Source organism: Amycolatopsis thailandensis (assembly GCF_002234405.1).
In the GTDB taxonomy this organism is placed as follows: Bacteria; Actinomycetota; Actinomycetes; order Mycobacteriales; family Pseudonocardiaceae; genus Amycolatopsis; species Amycolatopsis thailandensis.
In genome coordinates this window covers 36406-60236 of sequence record NZ_NMQT01000046.1, presented here as the reverse complement: position 1 = coordinate 60236, position 23831 = coordinate 36406, and the positions used below count along the sequence as shown (strand labels likewise).

The window sequence follows — 23831 nt, the reverse complement described above, 5'->3', positions numbered from 1 at the left end:
TTCTAGCGTGTGCCGACTTCGCGCGGATCCCTCATCAGTATCTCCGCGATGTCCCTCGCGAGCGTGACCCGGTGCGCGTCGCCGTCGATGCCGGTGTGCGCGACAGCGCCCTCCAGCAGGAGGAAGAGCTGCTCCGCGAGCCGCTCCGGATCCGGCGCGCCCGGAGCGTCCTCGCGGAGGAGTTCCGCGAACTTCGCCCGGACGGCCTCCTTGTGCCGCCGGATCACGTCGAGCCCGGGATGCCCGGCGGGCAGCTCGGCGGCCGCGTTGAGGAAGGCGCAACCCCTGTCGCTCCCGAGCCCGGGATGGTCGATGTAGGCGTCGAAGACCACGAGCGCCCGGGGCGGATCGGCTTCGGCCAGCCGCTCTTCGAGGTACGCCCACCAGACGTCGTGCCGCCGTCGCAGGTACTCGACGATGAGCTCCGTCTTCGAACCGAAGCACGCGTACAACGTCTTTTTCGTGACGCCCGCGGTCTCGGCCACGGCCGCGACGCCCACCGCGTTCAGGCCCTCCCGGTAGAAGAGCTCGGTCGCGGCCGCCAGGACACGCTCGCCGGCTGGAGTCAGCATTCCTCGACTATACCGATCGGTTGACCTGAGCGCGAAATGCAGGAACACTCCTCAGGTATACCGATCGGTATACACAAGGAGGCGATCCGATGGTTTCTTCCCACAAACGCGAGCTGATGCTCACCGCGGCCGGGTTGTCGCTGATCGCGGTCACCTATGGGCTGGCAAGGTACGCGTACGGGCTCTTCGCGCCGACCCTCCGGACCGAATTCGATCTCGACGGCGGCACGCTCGGCGCCGTCGCGGCGGGAAGTTACGTCGCGTACTGCCTGGCCGTCGTCGTTTCGACCGCCGTCACGGCCCGCTGGGGCGCGCGGACGGGCGCACTCGCCGCGGGAACGGCCGCCACCGCGGGGACCTCGCTGATCGCGGCCGCGCCGAACACCGCGGTCCTCGCGCTCGGTGTCGTCCTCGCCGGCGCCAGCACGGGCCTGGCCTCCCCCTCCCTCGCGGACGCGGTCTCCCGTGTCGTCCGGGTGACCCGCCGCGACCGCGCCCAGTCCGTGGTGAACGCCGGGACCGGGCTCGGCGTGCTGATCTCGGGTCCGGTCTCGCTGCTCGCGATCGGCGACTGGCGGCTGGCTTGGTGGGCCTTCGCCGCGACCTCGGCGCTGGTCACCCTGTGGATCGCCCGTGTCGTGCCGCCGGTCAAGGAGGATCGCCCGCGCGGGTTGCCGACGCCGCTGTTCCCGCCCGCCACCGGACGGCTGCTGCCCGCCGCCGCGACGCTCGGCCTGGCCAGTGCGGCGATCTGGACGTTCGGCCGGGACATCGCCGTGAGCGTCGGCGGGCTCGGCGAGACCGAGTCGACGGTGGTGTGGATCGTCCTCGGCGCGGTCGGCCTGGCCGGGGCTTTCACCGCCGAACTGACCTCGCGGGCGGGACTGCGCCGGGCCTGGTCGGCGGGAATGATCCTGTTCGCGCTCGCCACGGCGCTCTTCGCCCTCGCCACCCGGTCGTTCCCGGCGCTCGTCATCGCGGCGGCGCTGTTCGGCGCCGTCTACATCGGACTGACCGGCGTGCTGATCCTCTGGGGCACCAGGGCTTATCCGACGGCGCCCGCGTTCGGTGTCGGTGTGGCCTTCCTGATGCTGGCACTCGGCCAGGCCGCCGGGGCACCGCTCATCGGCTTGCTCGGTGACCTGATCGACCTGCGCGCCGGCTTCCTCGCCGCCGCGGCGACGGCCGTTCTCGGGGTCCTGTTCGCCCCCAAGGAAGCGACCACTACCTACAACTTCGGCGTCCGTTCCCTCTCAAGGGTGAGTGCCGTCCCGCCGGAGCGGGAATCCCGCGTCGGCTGCGCGTGATGTTCTCATCGGCATGAACCTGCTGCTCGGCCTGCTCACGTTGCCCGTCTACGCGCTGATGCTGTGGCCACTCGTGGTCGCCGCCCGCCGCGTGCTGGGTGTGCGGATCGGCGTGATCCGCGCGTTCTGCGCCGCCGGCTTCGGCTGGCTGGTCGCGGGCGGCATCCTCACCGCGGTCCCCCGGCTGATGTACGCGGGCGGCGCCTTCGCCGGGCTGGTCATCCCGGTGGCGGGCAGCGCGTTCCTGGCGACGCTGATCTTCCTGTTCGTCGCGGAGTTCGTCCTGCCTTCCGGTTCGGGGCTCGGGCTGATCGGCAGGATCCGGTCACTGCGCCGCCGCGCGGCCCGGACGCGGCGGTACTCGCAGATCACCCGGATCGCGATCAAGCACGGCCTCGGCCGGTACCTCACCGGCCGCCGCGAACCCGGCCTCGCCCAGGTCCGGCACGCCAAGCTGGCGCGCTCGCTGCGACGCGCGCTGGAAGAGGGCGGCGTGACGTTCGTGAAACTCGGCCAGCTGCTCTCCACGCGATCCGACCTGCTCCCGCCGGTGTTCGTCGACGAGCTGAGCAAGCTCCAGGACCAGGTCGCCTTCGCCGACGCCGACGAGGTCGCGACGGTGCTGCGCGAAGAACTGGGCGGAAATCCGGACGAGATCTTCGCCGAGTTCGATCCGGAGCCGATCGCGGCCGCGTCGATCGCGCAGGTCTACCGGGCGAAGCTGCGCGACGGGCAGGACGTCGTCGTCAAGGTCCAGCGGCCCGGCATACAGGCACTGGTCGAACGGGACCTCGACATCGTCCGCCGGGTCGCGGCCGCGCTCGACCAGCGCGCGGACTGGGCCCGCTCGCTCGGCGTCGTCGACCTCGCCGAGGGATTCGCCGACGCCCTGGTCGAAGAGCTCGATTTCCGCACCGAGGCCAGGAACATCGAAGCGGTCGCCGCGGCCTACCCCGGTACCGAGATCGCGCTTCCGACCGTCCACAAAGCACTGTCCACCGAACGCGTGCTGGTGATGCGGCGCCTCGACGGCAAACCGCTCGCCGCCGCCAAGGAGCAGGTCCCGGTCGCGGAACGGGCGAACCTCGCGCGGTCGATGCTGCGCTGTGTGCTCGGCCAGGTGATGGGCAGCGGCGTCTTCCACGCCGACCCGCATCCCGGCAACGTCCTGCTGCTCACCGACGGCAGGCTGGGCTTGCTCGACTTCGGCTCCGTCGGACGGCTCGACTCGGGTCTGCGCGCCGGGTTGCAGAACCTCATCCTCGCCCTCGACCGCGGCGACCCGGCCGCGTTGCGCGACGGCCTGCTGGAGATCGTCGACCGGCCGGACGAGATCGAGGAGCGGCGGCTGGAGCGGGCGCTGGGTGCCTTGGTGGCCAAGCACTTCAACCACGGGCAGGCCCCGGATCTGGACATGTTCACCGACCTGTTCCGGGTGATCGCCGACTTCCGGCTCAGCGTGCCCCCGCCGATCGCCGCGGTGTTCCGCGCCCTGGCCACTTTGGAGGGAACTCTCGCCGCGCTGGCGCCGGGGTTCAACATCGTCGTCGAATCCCGTGCCTACGCCGCCGAGCAGGTCGGCGCCGGGTTGCGGCCGGAATCGCTGCGCTCCACGGCCACCAACGAACTGATGGCGCTCCTGCCGGTGCTGCGCCGCCTGCCCCGCCGCGTCGACCGGATCGGCGACGCGCTGGAGCAGGGCAGGCTTTCGGTCAACGTCCGGCTGTTCTCCGACGAACGCGACCGCGACGTGGTCACCGGGCTGGTGCACGAGGTCCTGCTGGCGTTCGTCGGCGCGGCCACCGGGCTGATGGCCGTGCTGTTGCTGGGCAGCGCGACCGGCCCGGAGGTGCTGCCGGGGGTCACGCTGCATCAGCTGTTCGGCTACAACCTGCTGGTGGTCAGCGCGCTGGTGGGATTGCGGCTGCTCTTCGTCGTTTTCCGGCGGACCGGACAACGGTCACGATCGTCCCGATGACGCCGAGGACGACGAGCCCGGCTCCGCCGAACATCAGCAGACGCGAAGTACGGAACCCGGTGTCGGACACGGGATCTCCCGGAAGCCCGGCCTCGACGAAAGCGGTGGTCTGCGGAAAGGGCTCGGCGGAGAAAGGGCTCCCCAGTCCGACGACGATTCCGCTCAGCTTCGCCAGGGGAACGGCGCCGTTGCCGGGCTCCTCGGTGTAGATACGCGAGTCCCGGGAATTGTTCCGCAGGTCACCGGCGACGAACACCGTGCCCGGCGGCACCTGGACGCTGAACGGCCGGTATTCCTTGCGGCCGTACCCGTTGTCGTCCTCGGTGTACGGCTCCTTGACCGGCTTCCCGTTCACGGTGATCAGGTTGTCCTTCGTACAGCAGACGACCTGATCACCACCGATGCCGATCACCCGCTTGACGGCCCGGCCCTCGCCGGGTCCCGCGTCCGGGAACGCCGAAAGGTCCATGAGGACGACCGCGCCGCGCGGAATCTCGGGGAGTTCCGCCCAGCGATACAGCACGACCTCGCCCGGCTGGATCGTGGGCGTCATCGCTTCGCCGGGGACACTCACCATCCGATAGCCCATCAGGGTCCAGAACCCGTATCCCCCGATGCCCACGCCGACGATCGCCACGAGGATCATCACGAGCAGGAGCGGGGAGAATCTTCGCTTCGGCCCGGGTCTGTCGGCGGGCGGAGCGGGGAAGTCCGTTTCGGTCACAGCGCACGATAGCGCCGGTGACCGACAGTTTTCCGGCGAACGCTCAACCTCGGGGCGCGTACATGATGACGCCGACCCCGGCCAGGCAGATCAAAGCGCCGATCACGTCGTAGCGGTCCGGCCGGTAGCCGTCGGCGACCATTCCCCAAGCCAGCGAACCCGCGACGAAGACGCCACCGTACGCGGCGAGGATGCGCCCGAAGTTCGCGTCGGGTTGCAGTGTCGCGACGAAGCCGTAGAGGCCGAGCGCGACGACGCCCGCGCCGATCCAGAGGTAGCCGCGGTGTTCCCGGACGCCCTGCCAGATCAGCCAGGCGCCGCCGATCTCCAGGAGGGCGGCGAGCGCGAAGAGCGCGATGGACCGGATCATCCGAGCAGTTCCTGAATCGCCTGGCGCGCGTCGTGCACCTGCGACTTCACCGTGCCGACCGGGGCTTCCAGCTCTTCGGCGATCTCGGCGTAGGTCAGCTGGGAGATGTCGCGCAGGATGAACGGGCGGTGTTTGAGCGAGCGGTACGTGCTGAGCGCGCTGTTGGACACGACGCCATGCAACCAGGTGCCGAACTTCGACCGCCACTCGAACGCGGGCAACTTCGCCGCGACCTTGTCCAGGACCTCCTGGCACACTTCCTCTGCGCCCTGGTGGCGGGGCAGGAACCGTCCACATCGGCGCAATACCTCTGGCGCGATCCGGCGAAGCATTCTGTCCAGTGCAGCGGCGTCGACCCCGGTCAGCTGACCTACGACTGATCACAGCGACGCCGTATAGATCATTATACGCCGCAATTCGCATTCAGTGGACCAAATGCGAGATGACCGAGGGGTGCGGGGCTCGGCTGGAGTCCGTGAAGGCCTCCTTCACTACCTTCAGGGTAGGCAAGGAGCCCTTCACGGACTTCGTCGCGGCCACCGCAACGACTGCCGACGGTAGTGCTCAAGTACATGAAGGCCCCCTTGCTTGCGCCTAAGTACGTGAAGGGGGCCTTCACGTACTTCGCCACCCTCCCGAACGCCATGAACGGTCCTTTCCTTGCGAAATTCGCAAGGAAAGGACCGTTCATGGCGCGCGTGAGCGCAAAAGCTGGGATCAGACGGTGAAGCCGAGGGCGCGCAGCTGTTCGCGGCCGTCCTCGGTGATCTTCTCCGGGCCCCACGGCGGCATCCAGACCCAGTTGATCCGGAAGTCCTTGACCAGTCCCGTTCCCCCGCCGACGAGCGCGGCACCGGTCTGGTCCTCGATGACGTCGGTGAGCGGGCAGGCCGCGGACGTCAGGGTCATGTCGATGGTGGCCGTGTTGTCCGGCTCGACGTGGATGCCGTAGACGAGCCCGAGGTCGACGACGTTGATGCCGAGTTCGGGGTCGACGACGTCGCGCATCGCCTCTTCGACGTCCTCGACCTTCGCCACGTCGGCGGTGTCCGGGGCGGCGGCGGTCTCGGCGTCGAGGTCGGCGGCCGTGCGCCCCTCGCGGGTTTCGGTCTGCTGTTCGGTCATGCCGTCTCAACTCCGTTGGTCGTGCGGGCGACGGCGTCCTTGAACGCCATCCATCCGAGCAGGGCGCATTTGACGCGGGCCGGGTACTTGGCCACGCCGGCGAAGGCGATGCCGTCCTCCAGCACGTCCTCGTCGGGTTCGATCTGGCCCTTGCCCTGCATCAGCTCGACGAAGGCGTCCATGGTGGTGAACGCCTCCTCCACGGTGTGCCCGACGACGAGATCCGTCAAGACCGACGTGGAGGCCTGGCTGATCGAGCAGCCCTGACCGTCGTAGGAGACGTCGGCGACCTTCCCGTCGTCGACCTTCACCCGCAGTGTCACCTCGTCGCCGCAGGTCGGGTTGACCTGGAACGACTCACCGTCGAACGGCTCGCGCAGGCCGCGGCCGTGCGGGTTCTTGTAGTGGTCCAGGATGATCTCCTGGTACATGCTCTCCAGGTTCATCACGCCACCCCGAAGAACTTCTGCGCCTCGCGCACACCGTTCACCAAAGCGTCCACTTCGGACAGGGTGTTGTAGACGTAGAACGACGCGCGCACGGTCGCCGGGACCGAGCAGGCCCGGTGCAGCGGCCACGCGCAGTGGTGCCCGACGCGGACGGCGACGCCGAGGCTGTCCAGCACCTGGCCCGAGTCGTGCGGGTGGACGCCGTCGATGACGAACGACACCAGTCCGCCGCGGTCGGCCATGTCGGTGGGGCCGATGATCCGCACGCCGGGGATCTCGCCGAGTCCGGTCAGCGCGGCCTCGGTGAGGAGGTGTTCGTGCGCGGCGACCCGGTCCATGCCGATCGCCGACAGGTAGTCGGCGGCCGCGCCGAGGCCGACGGCCTGCGACGTCATCGGGGTGCCCGCCTCGAACCGCTGCGGCGGCGCGGCGAACGTGGTCTGCTCCATGCGGACCATCTCGATCATCGAACCGCCGGTCAGGAACGGCGGCATCGCTTCGAGCAGCTCGCGACGTCCGTAGAGGACACCGATGCCGTACGGGCCGACCATCTTGTGCCCGGCGAAAGCGGCGAAGTCGACGTCCAGCTTGTGGAGGTCCACCGGGAAGTGCGGCACCGACTGGCAGGCGTCCAGCACGACCAGCGCGCCGACCTTGCGGGCCTTCTTCACCAGGAACTCGACCGGGTTGATCGTGCCGAGCACGTTGGACTGGTGCGTGAACGCGAGCACCTTGGTCCGCTCGGTGATCAGCTCGTCCACATTGGACAGATCGAGACGACCGTCCGCGGTGACGGAGAACCACTTCAGCGTCGCGCCGGTGCGCTGGCAGAGCTGCTGCCACGGCACCAGGTTCGCGTGGTGCTCCATCTCGGTGATGACGATCTCGTCGCCGGGTCCGATCTTGAACCGCTCGGCCTCGGGACCGGCCGTGGCGGCGTTGCTCATCGCGTAGGCGACGAGGTTGATGCCCTCGGTGGCGTTCTTGGTGAACACCAGCTCGTGCGGGGAGGCGCCGACGAACTCCGCGATCCGCACGCGGGCGGACTCGTAGGCGTCGGTCGCCTCCTCGGCGAGCTGGTGCGCGCCGCGGTGCACCGCGGCGTTCGAGGTCTCCAGGAACCGGCGCTCGGCTTCGAGCACCTGCGCCGGTTTCTGGGACGTCGCACCGGAATCCAGATACACCAAGGGTTTCCCGTCCCGCACCGTGCGGGTCAGGATCGGGAAGTCGGCCCTGATGGCCGCTACGTCCAGCGGTACAGAGTTAGCCGTGGTGGTGGTCATCGGGCCAACTCCTCTCGGTGTAGTCGTGAAGTTCAGTGATCAGACAGCGGCGGTCTCGGCGGAGCCGGTGTACTTGACGTACCCGTTCTCCTCGAGCTCGTCCGCGAGTTCACGGCCGCCGGACTCGACGATCTTGCCGCCGGCGAACACGTGCACGAAGTCGGGCGTGATGTGCCGCAGGATCCGCGTGTAGTGCGTGATCAGCATGACGCCCGCGTCGTTGTTGGCCTTGAACTCGTTGACGCCCTCGGACACGACGCGCAGCGCGTCGACGTCGAGGCCGGAGTCGGTCTCGTCGAGGATGGCGATCTTCGGCTTGAGCAGCGCCAGCTGCAGGATCTCGTGGCGCTTCTTCTCGCCGCCGGAGAAGCCCTCGTTCACCGAACGCTCGGCGAACTCGGACGAGATCTCCAGCTTGCCCATCTCCTCCTTGACCTCCTTGACCCAGTGGCGCAGCTTGGGGGCCTCGCCACGGACCGCGGTGGCCGCGGTGCGGAGGAAGTTGGACATGGACACGCCCGGCACCTCGACCGGGTACTGCATGGCGAGGAACAGGCCCGCGCGGGCGCGCTCGTCGACGCTCATCTCCAGCACGTCCTCACCGTCGAGCAGGACCTGCCCGGAGGTGACTTCGTACTTGGGGTGGCCGGCGATGGCGTACGACAGCGTGGACTTGCCCGAACCGTTGGGGCCCATGATCGCGTGGGTCTCGCCCGACTTGATGGTCAGGTTGACGCCCTTGAGGATCTCCTTGGGGCCCTCCTCGGTCGTGACCGAGGCGTGCAGATCCTTGATTTCCAGCGTAGGCATTTCTTTCCTAAAGTCTGATGTGGACGGACGAGGGCTTAGACGCCCACGGCTTCGAGCTCGGCTTCGATCGCGGCTTCGAGACGCTCGCGCACCTCGGGAACGCCGATCTTGACCAGGATCTCGTGGAAGAACCCGCGCACGACCAACCGGCGCGCGGCGTCTTCGCCGATTCCGCGCGACTGGAGGTAGAACAACTGCTCGTCGTCGAACCTTCCCGTCGCGCTCGCGTGGCCGGCGCCTTCGATCTCGCCGGTCTCGATCTCCAGGTTCGGGATCGAGTCCGCCCGCGCGCCCGGCGTCAGCACCAGGTTGCGGTTGAGCTCGTAGGTGTCGGTCGCTTCGGCGGCCGCGCGGATCAGCACGTCGCCGACCCACACGGTGTGCGCGCCGTCGCCCTGCAACGCGCCCTTGTACATCACCCGCGACTTGCAGTTCGGCACCGCGTGGTCGACGAAGAGCCGGTGCTCCTGGTGCTGCCCTTCGTCCGCGAAGTACAGGCCGAGCATTTCGACGTCGCCGCCCTTGTCGGCGAAGGTCGCCGTCGGCGAGACGCGGACCAGGTCACCGCCCAGCGTGATCACGATGTGCTTGAGCGTGGCGTCGCGGCCGAGCTTGAGGTGCTGCTCGGAGACGTGCACCGCGTCGTCGGCCCAGTCCTGGACGCTGACCACGGTCACGTTCGCCGAATCGCCGATGACGAACTCGACGTTGTCGGCGTAGGTGCCGGAGCCGACGTGATCGAGGACGATGACGGCCTCGGAGAACTGCTCGGCGCGGACCTGCACGTGCCCGTAGGCGACCTCGCCCTCGCCGGGGCCGGTGATCTTCACCGTCGACGGCTTCGACGTCTTCGTCTCCTTGGGCACCGTGATGACGGTGGCCTCGGTGAACGAGGAGTAGGCCTGCGCGGCGATCCGGTCGCTCGGGACACCCGCGACGCCGAGGCGCTCGTCGTCCCGGCCGACCTTCTCGATCTTCAGTTCAGGGGCGGCGTCGGCGTCCACGGTGGCCGAACCCGAAGCGGTGGCGGACCCGTCGTGCAGGCCGCGCAGCCGCTTCATCGGCGTGAAACGCCAGTTCTCCTCGCGACCGCCGGGGACCTCGAAGGCCTCGACGTCGTGCGAGGTGAAGCGCTCCGCGCGAGAGGTGGCCGGGATGACCACCCCTTCGCGCATCGCTTCGGAAACGTTGTTCTCGGTAACCGACATGACTAGCCGACGGACCCTTCCATCTGAAGCTCGATCAGGCGGTTCAGCTCGAGCGCGTACTCCATCGGCAGCTCACGCGCGATGGGCTCGACGAACCCGCGCACGATCATCGCCATGGCCTCGGCCTCGTCGAGACCGCGCGACATGAGGTAGAACATCTGGTCTTCGCTGACCTTCGAGACGGTCGCCTCGTGGCCCATCGACACCTCGTCGTTGCGGATGTCGACGTACGGGTACGTGTCCGACCGCGAGATCGTGTCGACCAGCAGCGCGTCACAGACCACGCTGGACCGTGAGTGGTGCGCCCGCTTCGCGACCTTGACCAGGCCGCGGTAGGAGGTGCGGCCACCGCCGCGCGCCACCGACTTCGACACGATGGTCGAGGAGGTGTGCGGCGCCAGGTGCTCCATCTTCGCGCCGGCGTCCTGGTGCTGGCCCTCGCCCGCGAACGCGACCGAGAGGACCTCGCCCTTGGCGTGCTCGCCCATGAGGAACACGGACGGGTACTTCATCGTGACCTTGGAACCGATGTTGCCGTCGATCCACTCCATGGTCGCGCCCTCTTCGCACTTGGCGCGCTTGGTGACCAGGTTGTAGACGTTGTTCGACCAGTTCTGGATGGTCGTGTACCGGCAGCGGGCGCCCTTCTTCACGATGATCTCCACGACCGCCGAGTGCAGCGAGTCGGACTGGTAGATCGGCGCGGTGCAACCCTCGACGTAGTGCACGTAGGCGTCTTCGTCGACGATGATCAGGGTCCGCTCGAACTGACCCATGTTCTCGGTGTTGATCCGGAAGTAGGCCTGCAGCGGGATGTCCACCTTGACGCCCTTGGGGACGTAGATGAACGAGCCGCCGGACCACACCGCGGTGTTCAGCGCGGAGAACTTGTTGTCCCCGGCCGGGATCACGGAGCCGAAGTACTCCTTGAAGATCTCCGGGTGCTCCTTGAGCGCGGTGTCGGTGTCCAGGAACAGGACGCCCTGCGCCTCCAGATCCTCACGGATCGAGTGGTAGACGACCTCGGACTCGTACTGCGCGGCGACACCGGCGACGAGGCGCTGCTTCTCCGCCTCGGGGATGCCGAGCTTGTCGTACGTGTTCTTGATGTCCTCGGGCAGGTCTTCCCAGGAAGTGGCCTGCTTCTCACTGGACCGCACGAAGTACTTGATGTTGTCGAAGTCGATCCCGGAGAGGTCCGCACCCCAGTTGGGCATGGGCTTCAGATCGAAGAGCTTGAGCGCCTTCAGTCGCGCTTCGCGCATCCACTCCGGCTCCGACTTCTTCGAGGAGATGTCGGTGACGACGTCCTCGTTCAGTCCTCGGCGGGCGCTGGCGCCCGCCTCGTCGGAGTCCGCCCAGCCGAACGCGTACTTGCCAAGGGACTCGATGGTCTCTTCCTGGCTCATGGGCGCGGTGGTGGGAGTGCGCTGCTCGGCAGCGGCAGTCATGCGGGTTTCCCTCCATTCGGGATCCGTGCTGTGCGCCCTGGGGAGGGCGCCGTGCTTCCCGGCGCGGGTGTGGCCGGGTGACCCGCCGAAACGACGGGTACGTGGGTGGTGCACACGTTGTCACCGCGTGCGATGGTCGCCAGTCGTTGCACGTGAGTACCCAGAAGTTCCGCGAAAGCCTCTGTCTCGGCTTCACACAACTGAGGGAACTCGGCGGCGACGTGGGCGACCGGGCAATGGTGCTGGCAGAGCTGTTCGCCGACACCGACCTGACGGGTCGACGCAGCGTAACCCTCCCTGGTCAGCGCCGCAGCGAGGGCCTCGGCGCGGGTGGCAGGGTCGGTGTGCTTGGTGATCGCGTCCTGGTGCGGGCCGACCAGCGAAGCGACACGGGCCTCCGCGAAGGCCTTCACGGCGTCTTCCCCGGCGTGTTCGGAGAGGAACCGGATGGCCGAGGACGCGAGGTCGTCGTAGGCGTGCCCGAACCGGGCGCGGCCGGCTTCGGTGAGCAGGAAGTTCTTGGCGGGACGTCCTCGGCCGCGGGGGCCGCGGCGAGGCGCGTCCCGGGTTTCGGCTTCGCCGTCGGCGAGCAGCGCGTCGAGATGACGGCGGACGGCGGCCGCGCTGATGCCCAGCTGATCGGCCACCTCGACGGCGGTCATCGGCCCCTGTTCCAGCAGCAAGCGGGCCACTTCGTGCCTGGTCCGCCCCTCGGGACCGACCTGCGCGGGGACAGGCTGGACCTCGGCGCGGGGCATGTCGCCACCGGCCTCGTCCTGCGTCCCCGTCTTTTTCACAACACAAGTGTGACGTATTTCCGGGGAGACGGCAAAGAGGGGTGCCTCACGGAGTGGCGTGGGTCACTCTCAGGCCACTCCGGGGGCTGAAGGACGCTTTCGCCGCATGCGATGAGACGAAAGCGTCCTTCACCGCATCGCACGCGGCGAAGGGCCCCTTCAGCCCTCGGTAACCACGTACCCGCTCGGTCTGTTCCCTCCGGTCGCTACCCTTCGTGCGTGGCAGTGGGCGATCACCCGGCAGGGCGGGACACGGACGAAGCAGGCCCGGAGAAGTACCCGGCCGCGGGATCGGTGGCGACGCTCTCCCCCGGCCACCCCCGCGAACCGGAGCCGCTCGACGACAAGGAACTGCGCGGGCTGAACGTCGTCCGCCGGTTCGGCGCGGTCGGTTCGCTGTTCCTCGCCCTCGGCTCGCTCGGCGCGGGCGCCGCGCCGGTGATCAACCCGGTGCAGGAGATCCCGGTCCTGCGGCTGTTCACCCGCATCCCCATGGTCTCGCTCGCGATGGGCCTGGCGGGGATGGCGATCATCGTGCTCAGCTGGCTGCTGCTCGGCCGGTTCGCGCAGCCCGCGCGCCGCCGCCTCGCCACCCAGGGCCAGCTCGCCCGCACCATCGCGCTCTGGTGCGCGCCGCTGCTGTTCATCCCGCCGCTGTTCTCCCGCGACGTCTACAGCTATCTCGCGCAGAGCGAGATCGTGGCCCGCGGGATGGACCCGTACTCCCTCGGCCCGGCCGAGGCGCTCGGCGTCTCCGACCCGCTGACCTCGGGCGTCTCCAACATGTGGCGCGAGACCCCGGCGCCCTACGGCCCGCTGCTGCTGCGTCTCGGCGGCTGGCTCGCCCCGCTGAGCAGCGGGAACATCGTCACCGGCGTGCTGCTGCAACGCGGGCTCGCGCTGATCGGCGTCATCCTGATCATCTGGGCGCTGCCCCGGCTGGCCAAGCGGTTCGGCGTGCAACCGGCCACCGCGCTGTGGCTCGGCGCGGCGAACCCGCTGCTGATCTTCCACTTCGTCGCGGGCGCCCACAACGACGCGCTGGCCATCGGGCTCATGGTGGCCGGGCTGGAGGTCGGCCTCCAGCGGATGCCGGTGCGGTTCAAGAACGACGAGCCTCCCCCGCTGGCCAAGGGCGAACTGCTGTACATCGGGCTCGGGGTCACGCTCATCACCCTCGGCGTCGCGGTGAAACTGAACGCGATCCTGGCGCTTCCGTTCTTCACGGTGATGGTGGCCAGACGCTGGCACGGCCGGATCAAGGACCTGCTCACCGCGGCGATACCGATGGCACTGCTGTTCGGCGTGGTGCTGGTGGCGGTCTGTTACGGCACCGGCCTCGGCTTCGGCTGGGTCGGCGCGCTCGGGACGCCGGGGCTGGTCCGCTCGTGGATCTCCCCGACGTCGGAACTCGCGGCGCTCGGCGGTGTCCTCGGCATCGCGCTCGGCCTCGGCAACCACACCAACGCGATGGTGCCGATCCTCGGCGCGCTCGGCTATCTCGTCGCCGGCGCGGTGACGGTCAAGTTCCTGTGGGACAGCTTCAAATGGCGCTACCGGCCGATCATCGGCCTCGGTGTCTCGCTGGGCGCGGTGATGGTGCTGCACGTGGCGCTGCAGCCCTGGTACCTGTTGTGGGCGATCATCCCGCTCGCCGCGGCGGCGGGGACCTCGCGGTTCCGCATCGCCGCGACGATCGTCACCGCCGTCCTGCCGTTCCTGCTGCCGACGACGGGAAGCACCTTCGAGGGCCGGGGTTTCGTCCTGCCGTTCGCGTGGGCCGCCGCCGGGGTCGTCACTCTTCTGGGGCTGTTCGTCGTCCACCGCCTCTCACCACTGCTGCTGTCCAAGCCGGTCCCGGAGCATTCGCTCCCGGCGTGAGGCCGTATCGTGACCTGTCGTGAACGCCCCCGCCGTCGAGATCACCGGGCTGGTGAAACGCTACGGATCCACCACCGCGGTCGATGGACTCGATCTGCGGATGGACCGCGGCACCCTGCTCGCACTGCTCGGCCCGAACGGGGCCGGCAAGACCACCACCGTCGAGATCTGCGAAGGCTTCCTGCGGCCTGACGGCGGCGAAGTCCGTGTCCTGGGCATGGATCCGACGCGCGACGGCTCGGCTTTGCGGCCGCGGATCGGCGTCATGCCCCAGGGCGGCGGCGCGTATCCCGGCGTCCGCGCCGACGAGATGCTCGGACTGGTCGCCGCGTGCGCGGCGAATCCGCTCGACCCGGCCTGGCTGCTGGACGTCCTCGGTCTTTCGGGAGCGCGCAAGACGCCGTTCAAACGGCTTTCCGGCGGACAGCAGCAGCGGCTCTCGCTCGCCTGCGCGCTCGTCGGCAGGCCGGAGTTGCTCTTCCTCGACGAGCCGACGGCGGGGATGGACCCGCAGGCCCGCCGCCTGGTCTGGGACCTGCTCGAAGCGCTGCGCGCCGACGGGGTCAGCGTGCTGCTCACCACGCATCTGATGGAAGAGGCCGAAACGCTGGCCGACACCGTGGTGATCGTGGACCACGGCAAGGTCGTCGTCGAAGGCTCCCCGCGGTCGCTGACCGTCGAAGCCGGCGAGGCCGCGCAACTGCGTTTCAAGGCCCGCACCAAACTCGACACCGGCCTGCTGACCGCGGCGCTGCCAGAAGGCCACCTCGTGCACGAGTCGGCACCGGGGACCTATCTCGTCGAGGGCGCGATCGACCCCCAGGTGGTGTCGACGGTGACGGCGTGGTGCGCGCAGCAGGGCGTCATGCCGGAGGAACTACAGGTCGGCAGGCGCACGCTGGAAGAGGTCTTCCTGGAGCTGACCGGACGGGAACTGCGCGCATGACGACCCTGCCCACACCGCGCTTCACCGCGGGCACGTTCACCCCGGCCCCCGGCCGCGGCTCGCTCGGCAAGATGCTGCGCACGCACGCGAAGGTCGAGGCGAGCCTGACCCTGCGCCACGGCGAGCAGATCCTGCTGACCCTGCTCATCCCGCTCGCGCTGCTGATCGGCTTGTCGCTGCTGGACATCCTGCCGTCGTCGCAACTCGGCGATTCGTCCAAAGTGGACTGGATCACGCCGAGGATCCTGGCGCTGGCGGTGATGTCGTCCGCGTTCACCGGGCAGGCCATCGCGCTGGGCTTCGACCGCCGGTACGGCGTCCTCAAACGACTTTCCGCCACGGCGCTGCCCCGCTGGCTGCTCATCGCGGGCCGGGTGGCCGCCGCGCTGGTGGTGGTCGCGTTGCAGGCGGTGATCCTCGGCGTCGTGGCCGCGCTGCTGGGCTGGTCGCCCTCGCTCGGCGGGATCCTCGGCGCCATCCCGTTCCTGATCGTCGGCACGCTCGCGTTCGGCGCGCTGGGCCTGCTGCTCGGCGGGGCACTGCGCGCGGAGGCCGTGCTGGCGCTGGCGAACATCGTCTGGTTCGTGCTGCTGCTCGCCGGCGGCATCCTGCTGGCGCCGTCGACGATGCCGTCCGGGCTCGCGACGGTCGTCGAGCTGCTGCCGTCGGGCGCGCTCGCCGAAGGCCTGCGTTCGGTGCTGCTGGACGGTTCGTTCGGCTGGGGCCCGTTCGCGGTCCTCGTCGGCTGGGGCGTCGTCGCGGGCGCGCTGGCGAGCAAGACCACCAAGCTCACCTGAGGCCCGCGACACAGCCCGCGTAGCCGGTGGAAGGCTCTCAGGAAGGGCGTTCTAGCATCGGGCGGTGCCGTTCCAGAGCCTTGTAGCGCGTCTGCCGTATCCCTCGTCCGCGGTCCAGCGGGCGGTCGCGATAGCGGCGGTGATCGCCCAGGCGGGGATCGGCGTCACCGGCTCGGTCGTCCGCGTCACCGGCTCGGGTCTCGGCTGCCCGACCTGGCCGCAGTGCGTCGAGGGCAGCATCGTCCCGGTGGCACACCCCGAGTTCGACGCGCTCACCCAGTGGATCGAGTTCAGCAACCGGATGCTGACCGGCGTCGTCATCGCCGTCGCCGCGCTGTGCGTGATCACCGCGTGGCGCGTGCAGATCGAGCACCCGAGCCGCCGCCGTCTGGTGAAGCTGGCCTGGACGATGCCCGCCGGCGTGATGCTGCAGGCCGTCGTCGGCGGGATCACCGTGCTCGCCAAACTCGAATGGTGGACCGTCGCGCTCCACTTCCTGGCCTCCACCCCCCTGGTCTGGCTCGCGGTCCTGCTGCTGCGCGCCTTCAACGAGGGTGACGAGCCCGCCCGCTGGCTGATCCCGGACGCGGGCCGCAAGACGCTGATCGTGCTCGCCGCGACGATGTGGGCCGTCCTCGTGGCGGGGACCACCGTGACCGGCGCGGGACCGCACGGCGGCGACCCCGGCACCCACCGGTTCCAGGCTCCGATCGAGACGCTCACCCAGATCCACGGTGGTCTGCTGGTGGTCTATTTGATCGTGCTGGCCGTCTTCGGGCTCCAGCTGATGCGGGGCGAGACGCCGAAGCAGCTGTGGCAGCGGTACACCATCGTGTGGGTCATCGCGCTCGCCCAGGGCGTCCTGGGCTCGGTGCAGTACGCCCTGGGTGTGCCGGAGGCGCTGGTCTCGTTCCACGTCCTCGGTTCCGCGCTGGTAATCATTTCGACGGCGGCGCTGTGGTGCGGCTCACGCGATCGCGGTCCCGTCTCCTCGGCCACAGCGCCGGAACGCGAACTCGCCACCTCGAACTGACCCCGCGGCAAACCGGACGTAACCCCCAGGCGGCATGCTCGCCAGACGGTGCCCTTACGCTGCGCACGGTGCCCCACACGGGGGGACCACCGAGTCGAGGCACGAGGTGTCGCATGACCGCCAGCACCGAGCCGGACGCACCGGCCAGTCAGTCCAAGCCCCTGATCTCCCATCGCCGAGGTTCCGGGGAGATGCTGATACTCAAGACCTTCCTGCTGGTCCCGTTCGTCGCGCTGCTCGCCGCCGTGCCGATCGTGTGGGGCTGGGGCATGACCTGGGTGGATCTCGCGCTGGCTGCGGTGTTCTACACCCTGGGGACGCTCGGGGTGACCGTCGGCTACCACCGCTACTTCACCCATGGCGCCTTCAAGGCCGGGCGGCCGCTGCGGATCGCGCTCGCCATCGCCGGGAGTTTCGCGGTGCAGGGGTCGGTCATCTTCTGGGTGGCCAGCCACCGTCGCCACCACGCCTTCGCCGACCGCGAAGGCGACCCGCACTCCCCCTGGCTGTTCGGGACGTCGCCGACGGCGCTGCTGCGCGGGTTCTGGCACGCGCACATGGGCTGGATGTTCAGCCGTGAGGTGACCAACTACGAACGCTTCGCACCGGATCTGGTGGCCGACAAGGATCTTCGCGTGGTGAACCGCTACTTCTGGCTGTGGATCACGCTCAGCCTCGCGCTGCCCGCGATCCTCGGCGGGCTGATCAGCTGGTCCTGGTGGGGCGTGGTGACCGGGTTCTTCTGGGCCGGGCTGGTCCGCATCGCGTTCCTGCACCACGTCAGCTGGTCGGTGAATTCGATCTGCCACCTGATCGGGGAACGCCCGTTCGCGAGCCGTGACAAGGCGGCGAACTTCTGGCCGCTGGCGATCCTTTCCATGGGCGAGTCGTGGCACAACTCCCACCACGCCGACCCGACCTGCGCGCGGCACGGTGTCCTGCGCGGACAGGTCGACGTGTCGGCGCGGGTGATCTGGCTGTTCGAGAAGTTCGGCTGGGCACGGGACGTGCGGTGGCCGAAGCCGGAGCGGCTGGCCGCGAAACTCGCCAAACCCGCCTGACGCTCCCCCCCCCCGTCGATGTCATGAGGGGTCCCCATAGGACGAAAAGTGTCCGATGGGGACCCCTCATGACACGCGCGCGTCAGGCGAGTTGTTGCCGCACAGCGGAGGCGAAGCGCCAAGCGGCGGCCGCATCGGTCTGCCGGAAACCGAGCGAAGGCTCGACGAGCTCCAGTTCCAGCAGCAGCGGCCGTCCGTCCGGCCCGGCGACGAGGTCCACACGGGCGTAGAGCAGTTCCGCGCGCAGGATGCCGAGCAGCGCCGCCGTCGCGTCCAACGCGTCTTCGGCCAGCGCGCGGAAACCCGCGGCAGGCTGTACCGGCGCGAGGTTTTCCGTCACGTACAGCCCGGATTCGTCGAGTTCCCGCCCGAGCATCGCGGCCTTCGAGAACGCGTGCGAGTACACGCCGCCGAAGTACACCAGCGCGATCTCGCCGTCACTGTCCACACTGGACTGGTACGGCTGGAGCAGCACGGTGTTCCCGTCCGCCTGCAACCCGGTCAGGTGCGCGGCGGCCGCGTCGCCCGCGGTGAACCGGCCGGCGCCGCGCGAACCCGCGCCGATGGCGGGCTTCAGCACGAACTCGCCCTTGGGCCAGCCCGGAGCCTTGTCGTCCGGCGCGATCAGCGTCGTCGGCACGACCGCGACCCCGGCGTCGCCGAGTTCGGCCAGATAGGACTTGTCGGTGTTCCAGCGCACGACTTCCGCCGAATTGGACAACGACGGCACGGATTCGGTCCAGGACAGGAACTCGTCGTGGCGCTCGGCGTAATCCCAGGTGGCGCGCAGCACGACGATGTCCGCGGCGCCGAAGTCGACCGTCGTGTCGTCCCAGGCGGCCCAGCGGGTCTTGAAGCCGAGGTCGGCCAGCGCCTCGGGAACGGCGTGCTCGTCGCCGTCGCCCTCCGGCAGCGTGGAACAGGCGACGAAGATCGCGGAGCCGCTCACTTCCCCGCCATCCGGCGGCGGTGCTCGGCGCCGATCTTGGTGGCCTTCACGGTCTCGCTGTCCCATTCGGCGGGTTCGAGGTCTTCGACGGCCTCGACCAGCGCCTCGCCGGCCTCCACGGACGCGACGACGACGTCACCGAGCGCACCGTCGGCACCCACGAGCACGACCCGCGCGCCGATCCGGCCGATGTTCTCCACCACCGCGCGCGACGGCTTCCCGTGCCGCTTCACGAAGTCGCGGGCGGCCGCGACCTGGCGCGACGTGGGGGCGGCGGTCTCGGTCTTCTCTTCGGTCTCAGCCACGCGCCGAGCTTAACCGCGAAAGGCCCGGGACGCGGAATAACCGTGGCGTCGGCCATAGTTGTCCCGGTCGGAAGGACCTTGAACTAGGAGGACGTATGCCCGCGGCAGTGCAGATCCGGCGAACCGGTGGTCCCGAAGTCCTTGAACTGGCCCAAGTCGAGGTCGGCGAACCCGGTTCCGGCGAACTGCTCGTGGACGTCGCGGCGGCGGGCGTCAACTACATCGACACCTACCACCGCGAGGGCATCTACCCGGTCGACACCCCGTTCGTCCTGGGCATGGAGGGTGCGGGCACGGTGGCCGCGGTCGGCGCGGACGTGACCGGTTTCACCGTCGGCGACCGGGTCGCCTGGCAGGGTTCGCTGGGCAGCTACGCCCAGCGCCGTCTGCTCCCCGCCACCATCGCGGTGAAGATCCCGGAAGGCGTTTCCGAGGAGACCGCCGCGGCCACGATGCTCCAGGGGATCACGGCGCACGCGCTGATCGCCTCGACCTACGAGGTCAAGGCCGGTGACGACGTGCTGATCCACGCCGCGGCGGGCGGCATGGGCCTGCTGCTGGTCCAGCTGGCCAAGGCCCGCGGCGCGCGGGTCATCGGCACCGTCTCCACCGACGAGAAGGCCGGACTCGCCAAGCAGGCGGGCGCGGACGACGTCGTCCGCTACGACCAGGTCGACTTCGCCAAGGCCGTCCGCGACCTCACCGGCGGCAAGGGTGTCGACGTGGTCTACGACGGCGTCGGCAAGTCCACTGTGGACGGCAGCCTGGCGAGCCTGAAGATCCGCGGCCTGCTCGCCCTCTACGGCGCGGCCAGTGGCCCGGTCCCGCCGATCGACCCGCAGCAGCTCAACCGCAGCGGATCGGTGTACCTCACCCGCCCGACCTCAGCGCACTACGTGCTCACCCGCGAGGAACTGGAGTGGCGAGTGAACGAACTGTTCGCCGCCGTTCAGGACGGCTCGCTGAACATCCGGATCGGCGGCCGCTACCCGCTGGCCGACGCCCGTCAGGCGCACGAAGACCTTCAGGGGCGGCGCACCACCGGCAAGCTCCTGCTGATCCCGTGACGGCGCCTTGGCCCGAAGACGTCCGGCTCACGGGCGAGGGGCTCGTCCTGCGGGAGTGGATCGAAGACGACGTCGCGTACCTGCCGGGACTGTTCGACAATCCCGCTGTCGCGCGGTTCACTCCGCTGCCGTCGCCGTTCGACGAGGTGGCGGCGAAGGAGCACTTGGAAAAGGCCCGGCTCCGCCGTGCGGACGGCTCGGGACGGCGGCTCGCCATCACGACCGACGGCGATGAGCCACTCGGCGAGGTGGTGGTGTTCCTGCAGGAAGAGGGCCACGTCGAGCTCGGCTACGCGGTCGGCCCGGCCCACCGCGGGCAAGATCTCGCGGCGCGGTCTCTGCGGGTGCTCACCGCTTACGCGCTGGAACTCGGGCTCGGGCCGCTCCGGCTGAAGATCGACGCGGGGAACGCGGCGAGCGAGGCTGTCGCGCGCCGGGTCGGCTATGCCCTGACGGACGCGCCTCCGGAGCCGAAGGTCGAAAAGGGACTGGAGATCACCCTGCTCACCTGGGAATACGCCGGCTCGTAGCAAAAGTCCGTGAAGGCCTCCTTCCCTACTCTGAAGGTAGGGAAGGAGGCCTTCACGGACTCTCAGCCGACAGACCGCACCCAGATCGCCCGCAGGCGGAACTCGTCCTGCTCGGCGTGTTCGACGGTGAGTTCCACCTCGCCGTCGACCTGGAGCTGCCGGAACTCACCGGGCGGGACACCGGTCACCGTCGAGTAGTGGACCCAGATGGGATCGGCGAAGTCGGCCGACTCGACGACTCCCCAGCCGTCGTCCACCAGCCAGGAGCGGACCCGGCCCCGGTGAACGCGTCCGTCGGAAGTCCCCATCAGCCCTTGTCGGTCGGGACGCTCACCGCGTCGGTGACGAACACCAGGGTCTCGTTCGGCGCGATGCCGCGGCCGCCCTCGCCGTAGCCGAGGTCCGGCGGGATGATCAGCAGCCGCCGCGCGCCCTGCTTGATCCCTTCGAGACCCTGGTCCCAGCCCTTGATGACCATGCCGGCGCCGAGGGTCAGGTCGAACGGCTCGCCCCGGTCGAAAGAGCTGTCCAGCTTCTGCTTGTTGGACCAGGTGACCAGCGAGTAGTTCATCTTCAGGTTGGCGCCGGCCTTGGCGCCCTCACCGGTGCCGGGCTCGAGGTCCTTGGTGATGAGCTTCTTCGGCGGGTCGCAGTCGTCCGGGATGGTGATGGTCGGCGCCTCGCCGAACTTCCCGGTGGTCTTCACGTCCTCCGCCGTGCACTCCTTGCCCGTCGGGGCCTTCGAGGCCGGGGCCGACGTCGAGGCCGACGCGGGGGCCGCGCCGGACGACTGGACCGAACCTGCGGTGTTCTCTTTCTCGCCACAGGCCGCCAGGGCGAGTACGCCCGCGCCGATGACCACGATCTTGCCGAATGTGCGCATGCGGCCGACCTTAGCCAAGACCCTCCAACGCGGGAACAACCTCACCGGTCTGCACTACGCCCATCCGACGGGTCGCCCTGGTCAGGGCCACATAAAGGTCGTTGAGCCCGCGCGGGGACCCGGCGACGACCTCGTCCGGGGCGACCAGCACCACCGAATCGAACTCCAGGCCCTTCGCCCGCTCGACAGGCATCACCGAGACCCGGTCACCCGTCTCGCCCAGCGCCTCGGAGAGCGAAGTGATCAGTGACGCCGGGCACAGCACGGCGACCGTCCCACCGTCCACAGCGGACAGTTCGGCGTCGACGATCCCCGGCAGTTCCCCGGTGAGGCCGGCAGGCGCCACGGAACGCAGCCAAGGCTCGAAACCCGTCTCCCGCACCGAAACCGGCGCTTCCAGTTCCGGATCGACGTCGGCGAGCACCCGGGCCGCGACGGCCATGATCTCCGCCGGGGTCCGGTAGTTCACGGTCAGCTCTTCGAGCCGCCAGCGATCGGCGACGTACGGCGACAGCACCTCGCCCCACGACCGCGCGCCGCCGGAAGCACCGGTCTGGGCGACGTCGCCGACCAGCGTCATCGACCGGTTCGGCGACCGGCGCATCAGCAGCCGCCAGTCCATCGCGGTCAGTTCCTGCGCCTCGTCGACGATCACGTGCCCGAACGTCCAGGTCCGGTCCTGGGCGGCCCGCTGCGCCGCGGTCATCTCGCTGCGGCGATGCTGGCGCTCGGCGAACAGTTCCGCGTCGAGGACGTCGCCGACCCGCAGCAGTTCCTCGTCGATGATCTCCTTGTCCTGTTCGAGGATGTCGAGCACGCCTTCCGCGTACGCGCGGTCTTCCCGCTCACGGCGGGCACGCTCGGCACGGGCGTCGGTGTCGTCTTCGCCGAGCAGCTCGGCGAGCTCGTCGAGCAACGGGACGTCCGACGGGCTCCACTGCGCGTCTGTCGGGCTGTGGAGATGCTCACGATCGGTTTCGGACAAGGCTTTCCCTGCCGCGCTGCGCAACCGTTCGCGGTCGGCGAACAGCTCGTCGAGCACGATCTCGGGAGTGAGCTGGGGCCACAGGCCGTCGATCGCGGCGGCCACGTTCTTGTCCGCGGCGACCTCGGCCCGGATGTCCTGGACGTCGCGCGCGTCGAGCAGGTCCTCCCCCAGTTTCCGGGCGGCCTGGCGGGTCAGCGCGTCGAGCAGGTCGGACACGAAGATTCGGCGGGCGAGGTTGTGCGGACGGCGCGACCGGCGGGCCCGGGTCCGCGCCTCGGTGCAGGTCTTGCGGTCGAGCATGAGGATCTCGCGCTCGAATTCGATCTCCAGCACCGGTTCCGGGACGCGCTGACGGTCGCGGACCGCGTTGGCGAGGACGTCGGCCATCACCGGGCGGCCCTTGATCTCGGCGGCCTCGCGGGTGACCGGCCCGGTGGCGTCCAGGCCCGGGTACAGCTGCCCCATCGTGGCCAGCAGCACCCCGGTCTCGCCCAGCGACGGCAGGACCTGCCCGATGTAGCGCAGGAACGTGCTGTTCGGCCCGACCACCAGCACGCCGCGCGTGGTGAGCTGCTGGCGGTGGGTGTAGAGCAGGTACGCCGCGCGGTGCAGCGCGACCGCTGTCTTGCCGGTGCCCGGGCCGCCCTGGACCACCAGGACGCCGTTCGGCGACGCGCGGATGATGCGGTCCTGCTCGGCCTGGATGGTGGCGACGATGTCGCTCATCTCACCCGTGCGACGGCGTTCGAGCGCGGCCAGCAGCGCCGCCTCCCCCGCGAGACCGAGGTCCTGACCCTGGTCGGCGGCGGAGAGGTCGAGGATCTCGTCGTCGACGCCGACGACCTTCCGGCTCAGCGACCGGATGTGCCTGCGCCGCCGGACACCTTCGGGTGAAGCGGCGGTGGCGAGGTAGAAGGGCCGCGCGACCGGCGCGCGCCAGTCGACGAGCAGCGGGCGGTAGTCGTCGTCCTCGTCGAACAGCCCGAGCCGCCCGATGTAGGTGGTCTCTTCGGCGTGATCGGGCAGGAAGTCGAGGCGGCCGAAGCACAGACCCTGCTCGACCGAGCTCAGCTGGGACAGCCTGTCGGTGTACAGCGTCGTGGCGACGTCGCGTTCGGTGCGCGCCTGCGGGGTGCCGCCGGTCTGGCGCAGCGTCTGGTCGAGCCTGCGCTGGGCGTCGACGCGCTCGGCGTCGAGCTTGCGGTAGAGGGTGGTGACGTACTCCTGCTCGAGCGCGACATCCTGCTCGAGCGCGTCGAGTTCCCGGTCCGGGGACACGGACAAAAGCAGCCTGCTTTCGGAGGTGGGACAGGGCCG

Annotated in this window: 25 protein-coding genes; 9 read left to right on the top strand and 16 right to left on the bottom strand. The window is 69.4% G+C overall.

Annotation, left to right across the window (positions count from 1 at the left end; all coding sequences use genetic code 11):
* Window positions 1–2 precede the first annotated feature (2 nt).
* Window positions 3–572: a TetR/AcrR family transcriptional regulator gene (locus CFP71_RS14010; RefSeq protein ID WP_093934284.1), complete on the bottom strand. Its 570-nt coding sequence runs from the start codon at window positions 570–572 to the stop codon at window positions 3–5.
* Window positions 573–661: 89 nt separating this feature from the next.
* Between CFP71_RS14010 and CFP71_RS14005 the strand changes: the two genes are divergently transcribed.
* Together CFP71_RS14005 and CFP71_RS14000 are read left to right on the top strand one after the other, a co-directional pair.
* Window positions 662–1879: an MFS transporter gene (locus CFP71_RS14005; RefSeq protein WP_093934283.1), complete on the top strand. Its 1218-nt coding sequence runs from the start codon at window positions 662–664 to the stop codon at window positions 1877–1879.
* 13 nt (window positions 1880–1892) lie between these two features.
* Window positions 1893–3857 carry an ABC1 kinase family protein gene (locus CFP71_RS14000; protein ID WP_093934282.1) on the top strand — a complete coding sequence of 655 codons (1965 nt, stop codon included), beginning with the start codon at window positions 1893–1895 and terminating at the stop codon, window positions 3855–3857.
* Here the strand turns inward: CFP71_RS14000 and lepB are convergent.
* The 10 genes from lepB to CFP71_RS13950 form a co-directional block, all read right to left on the bottom strand.
* A complete protein-coding gene (lepB, locus tag CFP71_RS13995) occupies window positions 3781–4581 on the bottom strand; it encodes a signal peptidase I (RefSeq protein ID WP_093934281.1) in 801 nt (266 codons plus the stop codon). The genes CFP71_RS14000 and lepB overlap by 77 nt on opposite strands.
* A 43-nt stretch (window positions 4582–4624) precedes the next feature.
* Window positions 4625–4951 (bottom strand): YnfA family protein, encoded by a 327-nt coding sequence (locus tag CFP71_RS13990; RefSeq protein ID WP_020637161.1) that lies wholly within the window; start codon window positions 4949–4951, stop codon window positions 4625–4627.
* A complete protein-coding gene (locus CFP71_RS13985) occupies window positions 4948–5256 on the bottom strand; it encodes an RNA polymerase sigma factor (protein ID WP_244199667.1) in 309 nt (102 codons plus the stop codon). The genes CFP71_RS13990 and CFP71_RS13985 overlap by 4 nt, the downstream gene beginning before the upstream one ends.
* A 412-nt stretch (window positions 5257–5668) precedes the next feature.
* On the bottom strand, window positions 5669–6076 hold the full coding sequence (locus CFP71_RS13980) for a metal-sulfur cluster assembly factor (RefSeq protein ID WP_007029706.1): 408 nt from the start codon (window positions 6074–6076) through the stop codon (window positions 5669–5671).
* Window positions 6073–6522, bottom strand: coding sequence for a Fe-S cluster assembly sulfur transfer protein SufU (gene sufU, locus CFP71_RS13975; protein WP_093934279.1), 450 nt, complete (start codon window positions 6520–6522; stop codon window positions 6073–6075). The genes CFP71_RS13980 and sufU overlap by 4 nt, the downstream gene beginning before the upstream one ends.
* Window positions 6522–7808, bottom strand: a complete 1287-nt coding sequence (locus tag CFP71_RS13970; RefSeq protein ID WP_093934278.1) for a cysteine desulfurase — start codon at window positions 7806–7808, stop codon at window positions 6522–6524. The genes sufU and CFP71_RS13970 overlap by 1 nt, the downstream gene beginning before the upstream one ends.
* 39 nt (window positions 7809–7847) lie before the next feature.
* Window positions 7848–8618 carry a Fe-S cluster assembly ATPase SufC gene (gene sufC, locus CFP71_RS13965; protein ID WP_007029703.1) on the bottom strand — a complete coding sequence of 257 codons (771 nt, stop codon included), beginning with the start codon at window positions 8616–8618 and terminating at the stop codon, window positions 7848–7850.
* 35 nt (window positions 8619–8653) lie between these two features.
* On the bottom strand, window positions 8654–9826 hold the full coding sequence (gene sufD / locus CFP71_RS13960) for a Fe-S cluster assembly protein SufD (RefSeq protein ID WP_093934277.1): 1173 nt from the start codon (window positions 9824–9826) through the stop codon (window positions 8654–8656).
* Between the two features lie 2 nt (window positions 9827–9828).
* Window positions 9829–11235, bottom strand: coding sequence for a Fe-S cluster assembly protein SufB (sufB, locus tag CFP71_RS13955; RefSeq protein ID WP_425266616.1), 1407 nt, complete (start codon window positions 11233–11235; stop codon window positions 9829–9831).
* A 38-nt stretch (window positions 11236–11273) separates the two neighbouring features.
* On the bottom strand, window positions 11274–12074 hold the full coding sequence (locus tag CFP71_RS13950; RefSeq protein WP_425266615.1) for a helix-turn-helix transcriptional regulator: 801 nt from the start codon (window positions 12072–12074) through the stop codon (window positions 11274–11276).
* A gap of 294 nt (window positions 12075–12368) precedes the next feature.
* Between CFP71_RS13950 and mptB the strand changes: the two genes are divergently transcribed.
* The 5 genes from mptB (at window position 12369) to CFP71_RS13925 (ending at window position 17792) form a co-directional block, all read left to right on the top strand.
* Window positions 12369–13955, top strand: a complete 1587-nt coding sequence (gene mptB / locus CFP71_RS13945) for a polyprenol phosphomannose-dependent alpha 1,6 mannosyltransferase MptB (RefSeq protein ID WP_093934275.1) — start codon at window positions 12369–12371, stop codon at window positions 13953–13955.
* A gap of 19 nt (window positions 13956–13974) precedes the next feature.
* The gene (locus tag CFP71_RS13940) at window positions 13975–14901 is read left to right on the top strand and encodes an ABC transporter ATP-binding protein (protein WP_093934274.1); all 927 of its coding nucleotides are present in this window, start codon (window positions 13975–13977) and stop codon (window positions 14899–14901) included.
* A complete protein-coding gene (locus tag CFP71_RS13935; RefSeq protein ID WP_093934273.1) occupies window positions 14898–15698 on the top strand; it encodes an ABC transporter permease in 801 nt (266 codons plus the stop codon). Before CFP71_RS13940 ends, CFP71_RS13935 begins: the two co-directional genes overlap by 4 nt.
* 64 nt (window positions 15699–15762) lie before the next feature.
* The gene (locus CFP71_RS13930; RefSeq protein ID WP_093934272.1) at window positions 15763–16731 is read left to right on the top strand and encodes a COX15/CtaA family protein; all 969 of its coding nucleotides are present in this window, start codon (window positions 15763–15765) and stop codon (window positions 16729–16731) included.
* Window positions 16732–16844: 113 nt separating this feature from the next.
* Entirely contained in the window at window positions 16845–17792 is a 948-nt protein-coding gene (locus CFP71_RS13925; protein WP_093934271.1) for an acyl-CoA desaturase, read from the top strand.
* 82 nt (window positions 17793–17874) lie between these two features.
* Here the strand turns inward: CFP71_RS13925 and CFP71_RS13920 are convergent, their stop codons facing one another.
* Together CFP71_RS13920 and CFP71_RS13915 are read right to left on the bottom strand one after the other, a co-directional pair.
* Window positions 17875–18741, bottom strand: a complete 867-nt coding sequence (locus tag CFP71_RS13920; RefSeq protein ID WP_093934270.1) for an ATP-grasp domain-containing protein — start codon at window positions 18739–18741, stop codon at window positions 17875–17877.
* On the bottom strand, window positions 18738–19046 hold the full coding sequence (locus CFP71_RS13915) for a hypothetical protein (RefSeq protein ID WP_037344035.1): 309 nt from the start codon (window positions 19044–19046) through the stop codon (window positions 18738–18740). The genes CFP71_RS13920 and CFP71_RS13915 overlap by 4 nt, the downstream gene beginning before the upstream one ends.
* Window positions 19047–19141: 95 nt before the next feature.
* Between CFP71_RS13915 and CFP71_RS13910 the strand changes: the two genes are divergently transcribed.
* Both CFP71_RS13910 and CFP71_RS13905 read left to right on the top strand, forming a co-directional pair.
* Window positions 19142–20113, top strand: a complete 972-nt coding sequence (locus tag CFP71_RS13910; protein WP_093934269.1) for a quinone oxidoreductase family protein — start codon at window positions 19142–19144, stop codon at window positions 20111–20113.
* Window positions 20110–20643, top strand: a complete 534-nt coding sequence (locus tag CFP71_RS13905) for a GNAT family N-acetyltransferase (RefSeq protein ID WP_093934268.1) — start codon at window positions 20110–20112, stop codon at window positions 20641–20643. Before CFP71_RS13910 ends, CFP71_RS13905 begins: the two co-directional genes overlap by 4 nt.
* A gap of 62 nt (window positions 20644–20705) precedes the next feature.
* Here CFP71_RS13905 and CFP71_RS13900 read toward each other — a convergent pair whose 3' ends face one another.
* From CFP71_RS13900 to CFP71_RS13890, 3 genes are read right to left on the bottom strand one after another with little or no spacing between them, the layout of a single operon-like run.
* On the bottom strand, window positions 20706–20951 hold the full coding sequence (locus CFP71_RS13900; RefSeq protein WP_093934267.1) for a cold shock domain-containing protein: 246 nt from the start codon (window positions 20949–20951) through the stop codon (window positions 20706–20708).
* On the bottom strand, window positions 20951–21526 hold the full coding sequence (locus CFP71_RS13895) for an FKBP-type peptidyl-prolyl cis-trans isomerase (RefSeq protein ID WP_093934266.1): 576 nt from the start codon (window positions 21524–21526) through the stop codon (window positions 20951–20953). Before CFP71_RS13895 ends, CFP71_RS13900 begins: the two co-directional genes overlap by 1 nt.
* A 10-nt stretch (window positions 21527–21536) precedes the next feature.
* On the bottom strand, window positions 21537–23792 hold the full coding sequence (locus tag CFP71_RS13890) for a HelD family protein (protein WP_093934296.1): 2256 nt from the start codon (window positions 23790–23792) through the stop codon (window positions 21537–21539).
* Window positions 23793–23831 lie beyond the last annotated feature (39 nt).

Coding starts and splice junctions, on each gene's coding strand:
- CFP71_RS13895 (WP_093934266.1), bottom strand. CDS start 21,526: ATGCGCACATTCGGCAAGATCGTGGTCATCGGCGCGGGCGTACTCGCC.
- sufB (WP_425266616.1), bottom strand. CDS start 11,235: ATGAGCCAGGAAGAGACCATCGAGTCCCTTGGCAAGTACGCGTTCGGC.
- CFP71_RS13935 (WP_093934273.1), top strand. CDS start 14,898: ATGACGACCCTGCCCACACCGCGCTTCACCGCGGGCACGTTCACCCCG.
- CFP71_RS13925 (WP_093934271.1), top strand. CDS start 16,845: ATGACCGCCAGCACCGAGCCGGACGCACCGGCCAGTCAGTCCAAGCCC.
- CFP71_RS14000 (WP_093934282.1), top strand. CDS start 1,893: ATGAACCTGCTGCTCGGCCTGCTCACGTTGCCCGTCTACGCGCTGATG.
- CFP71_RS13980 (WP_007029706.1), bottom strand. CDS start 6,076: ATGACCGAACAGCAGACCGAAACCCGCGAGGGGCGCACGGCCGCCGAC.
- CFP71_RS13970 (WP_093934278.1), bottom strand. CDS start 7,808: ATGACCACCACCACGGCTAACTCTGTACCGCTGGACGTAGCGGCCATC.
- sufC (WP_007029703.1), bottom strand. CDS start 8,618: ATGCCTACGCTGGAAATCAAGGATCTGCACGCCTCGGTCACGACCGAG.
- sufU (WP_093934279.1), bottom strand. CDS start 6,522: ATGAACCTGGAGAGCATGTACCAGGAGATCATCCTGGACCACTACAAG.
- CFP71_RS14010 (WP_093934284.1), bottom strand. CDS start 572: ATGCTGACTCCAGCCGGCGAGCGTGTCCTGGCGGCCGCGACCGAGCTC.
- CFP71_RS13910 (WP_093934269.1), top strand. CDS start 19,142: ATGCCCGCGGCAGTGCAGATCCGGCGAACCGGTGGTCCCGAAGTCCTT.
- CFP71_RS14005 (WP_093934283.1), top strand. CDS start 662: ATGGTTTCTTCCCACAAACGCGAGCTGATGCTCACCGCGGCCGGGTTG.
- sufD (WP_093934277.1), bottom strand. CDS start 9,826: ATGTCGGTTACCGAGAACAACGTTTCCGAAGCGATGCGCGAAGGGGTG.
- CFP71_RS13900 (WP_093934267.1), bottom strand. CDS start 20,951: ATGGGGACTTCCGACGGACGCGTTCACCGGGGCCGGGTCCGCTCCTGG.
- CFP71_RS13990 (WP_020637161.1), bottom strand. CDS start 4,951: ATGATCCGGTCCATCGCGCTCTTCGCGCTCGCCGCCCTCCTGGAGATC.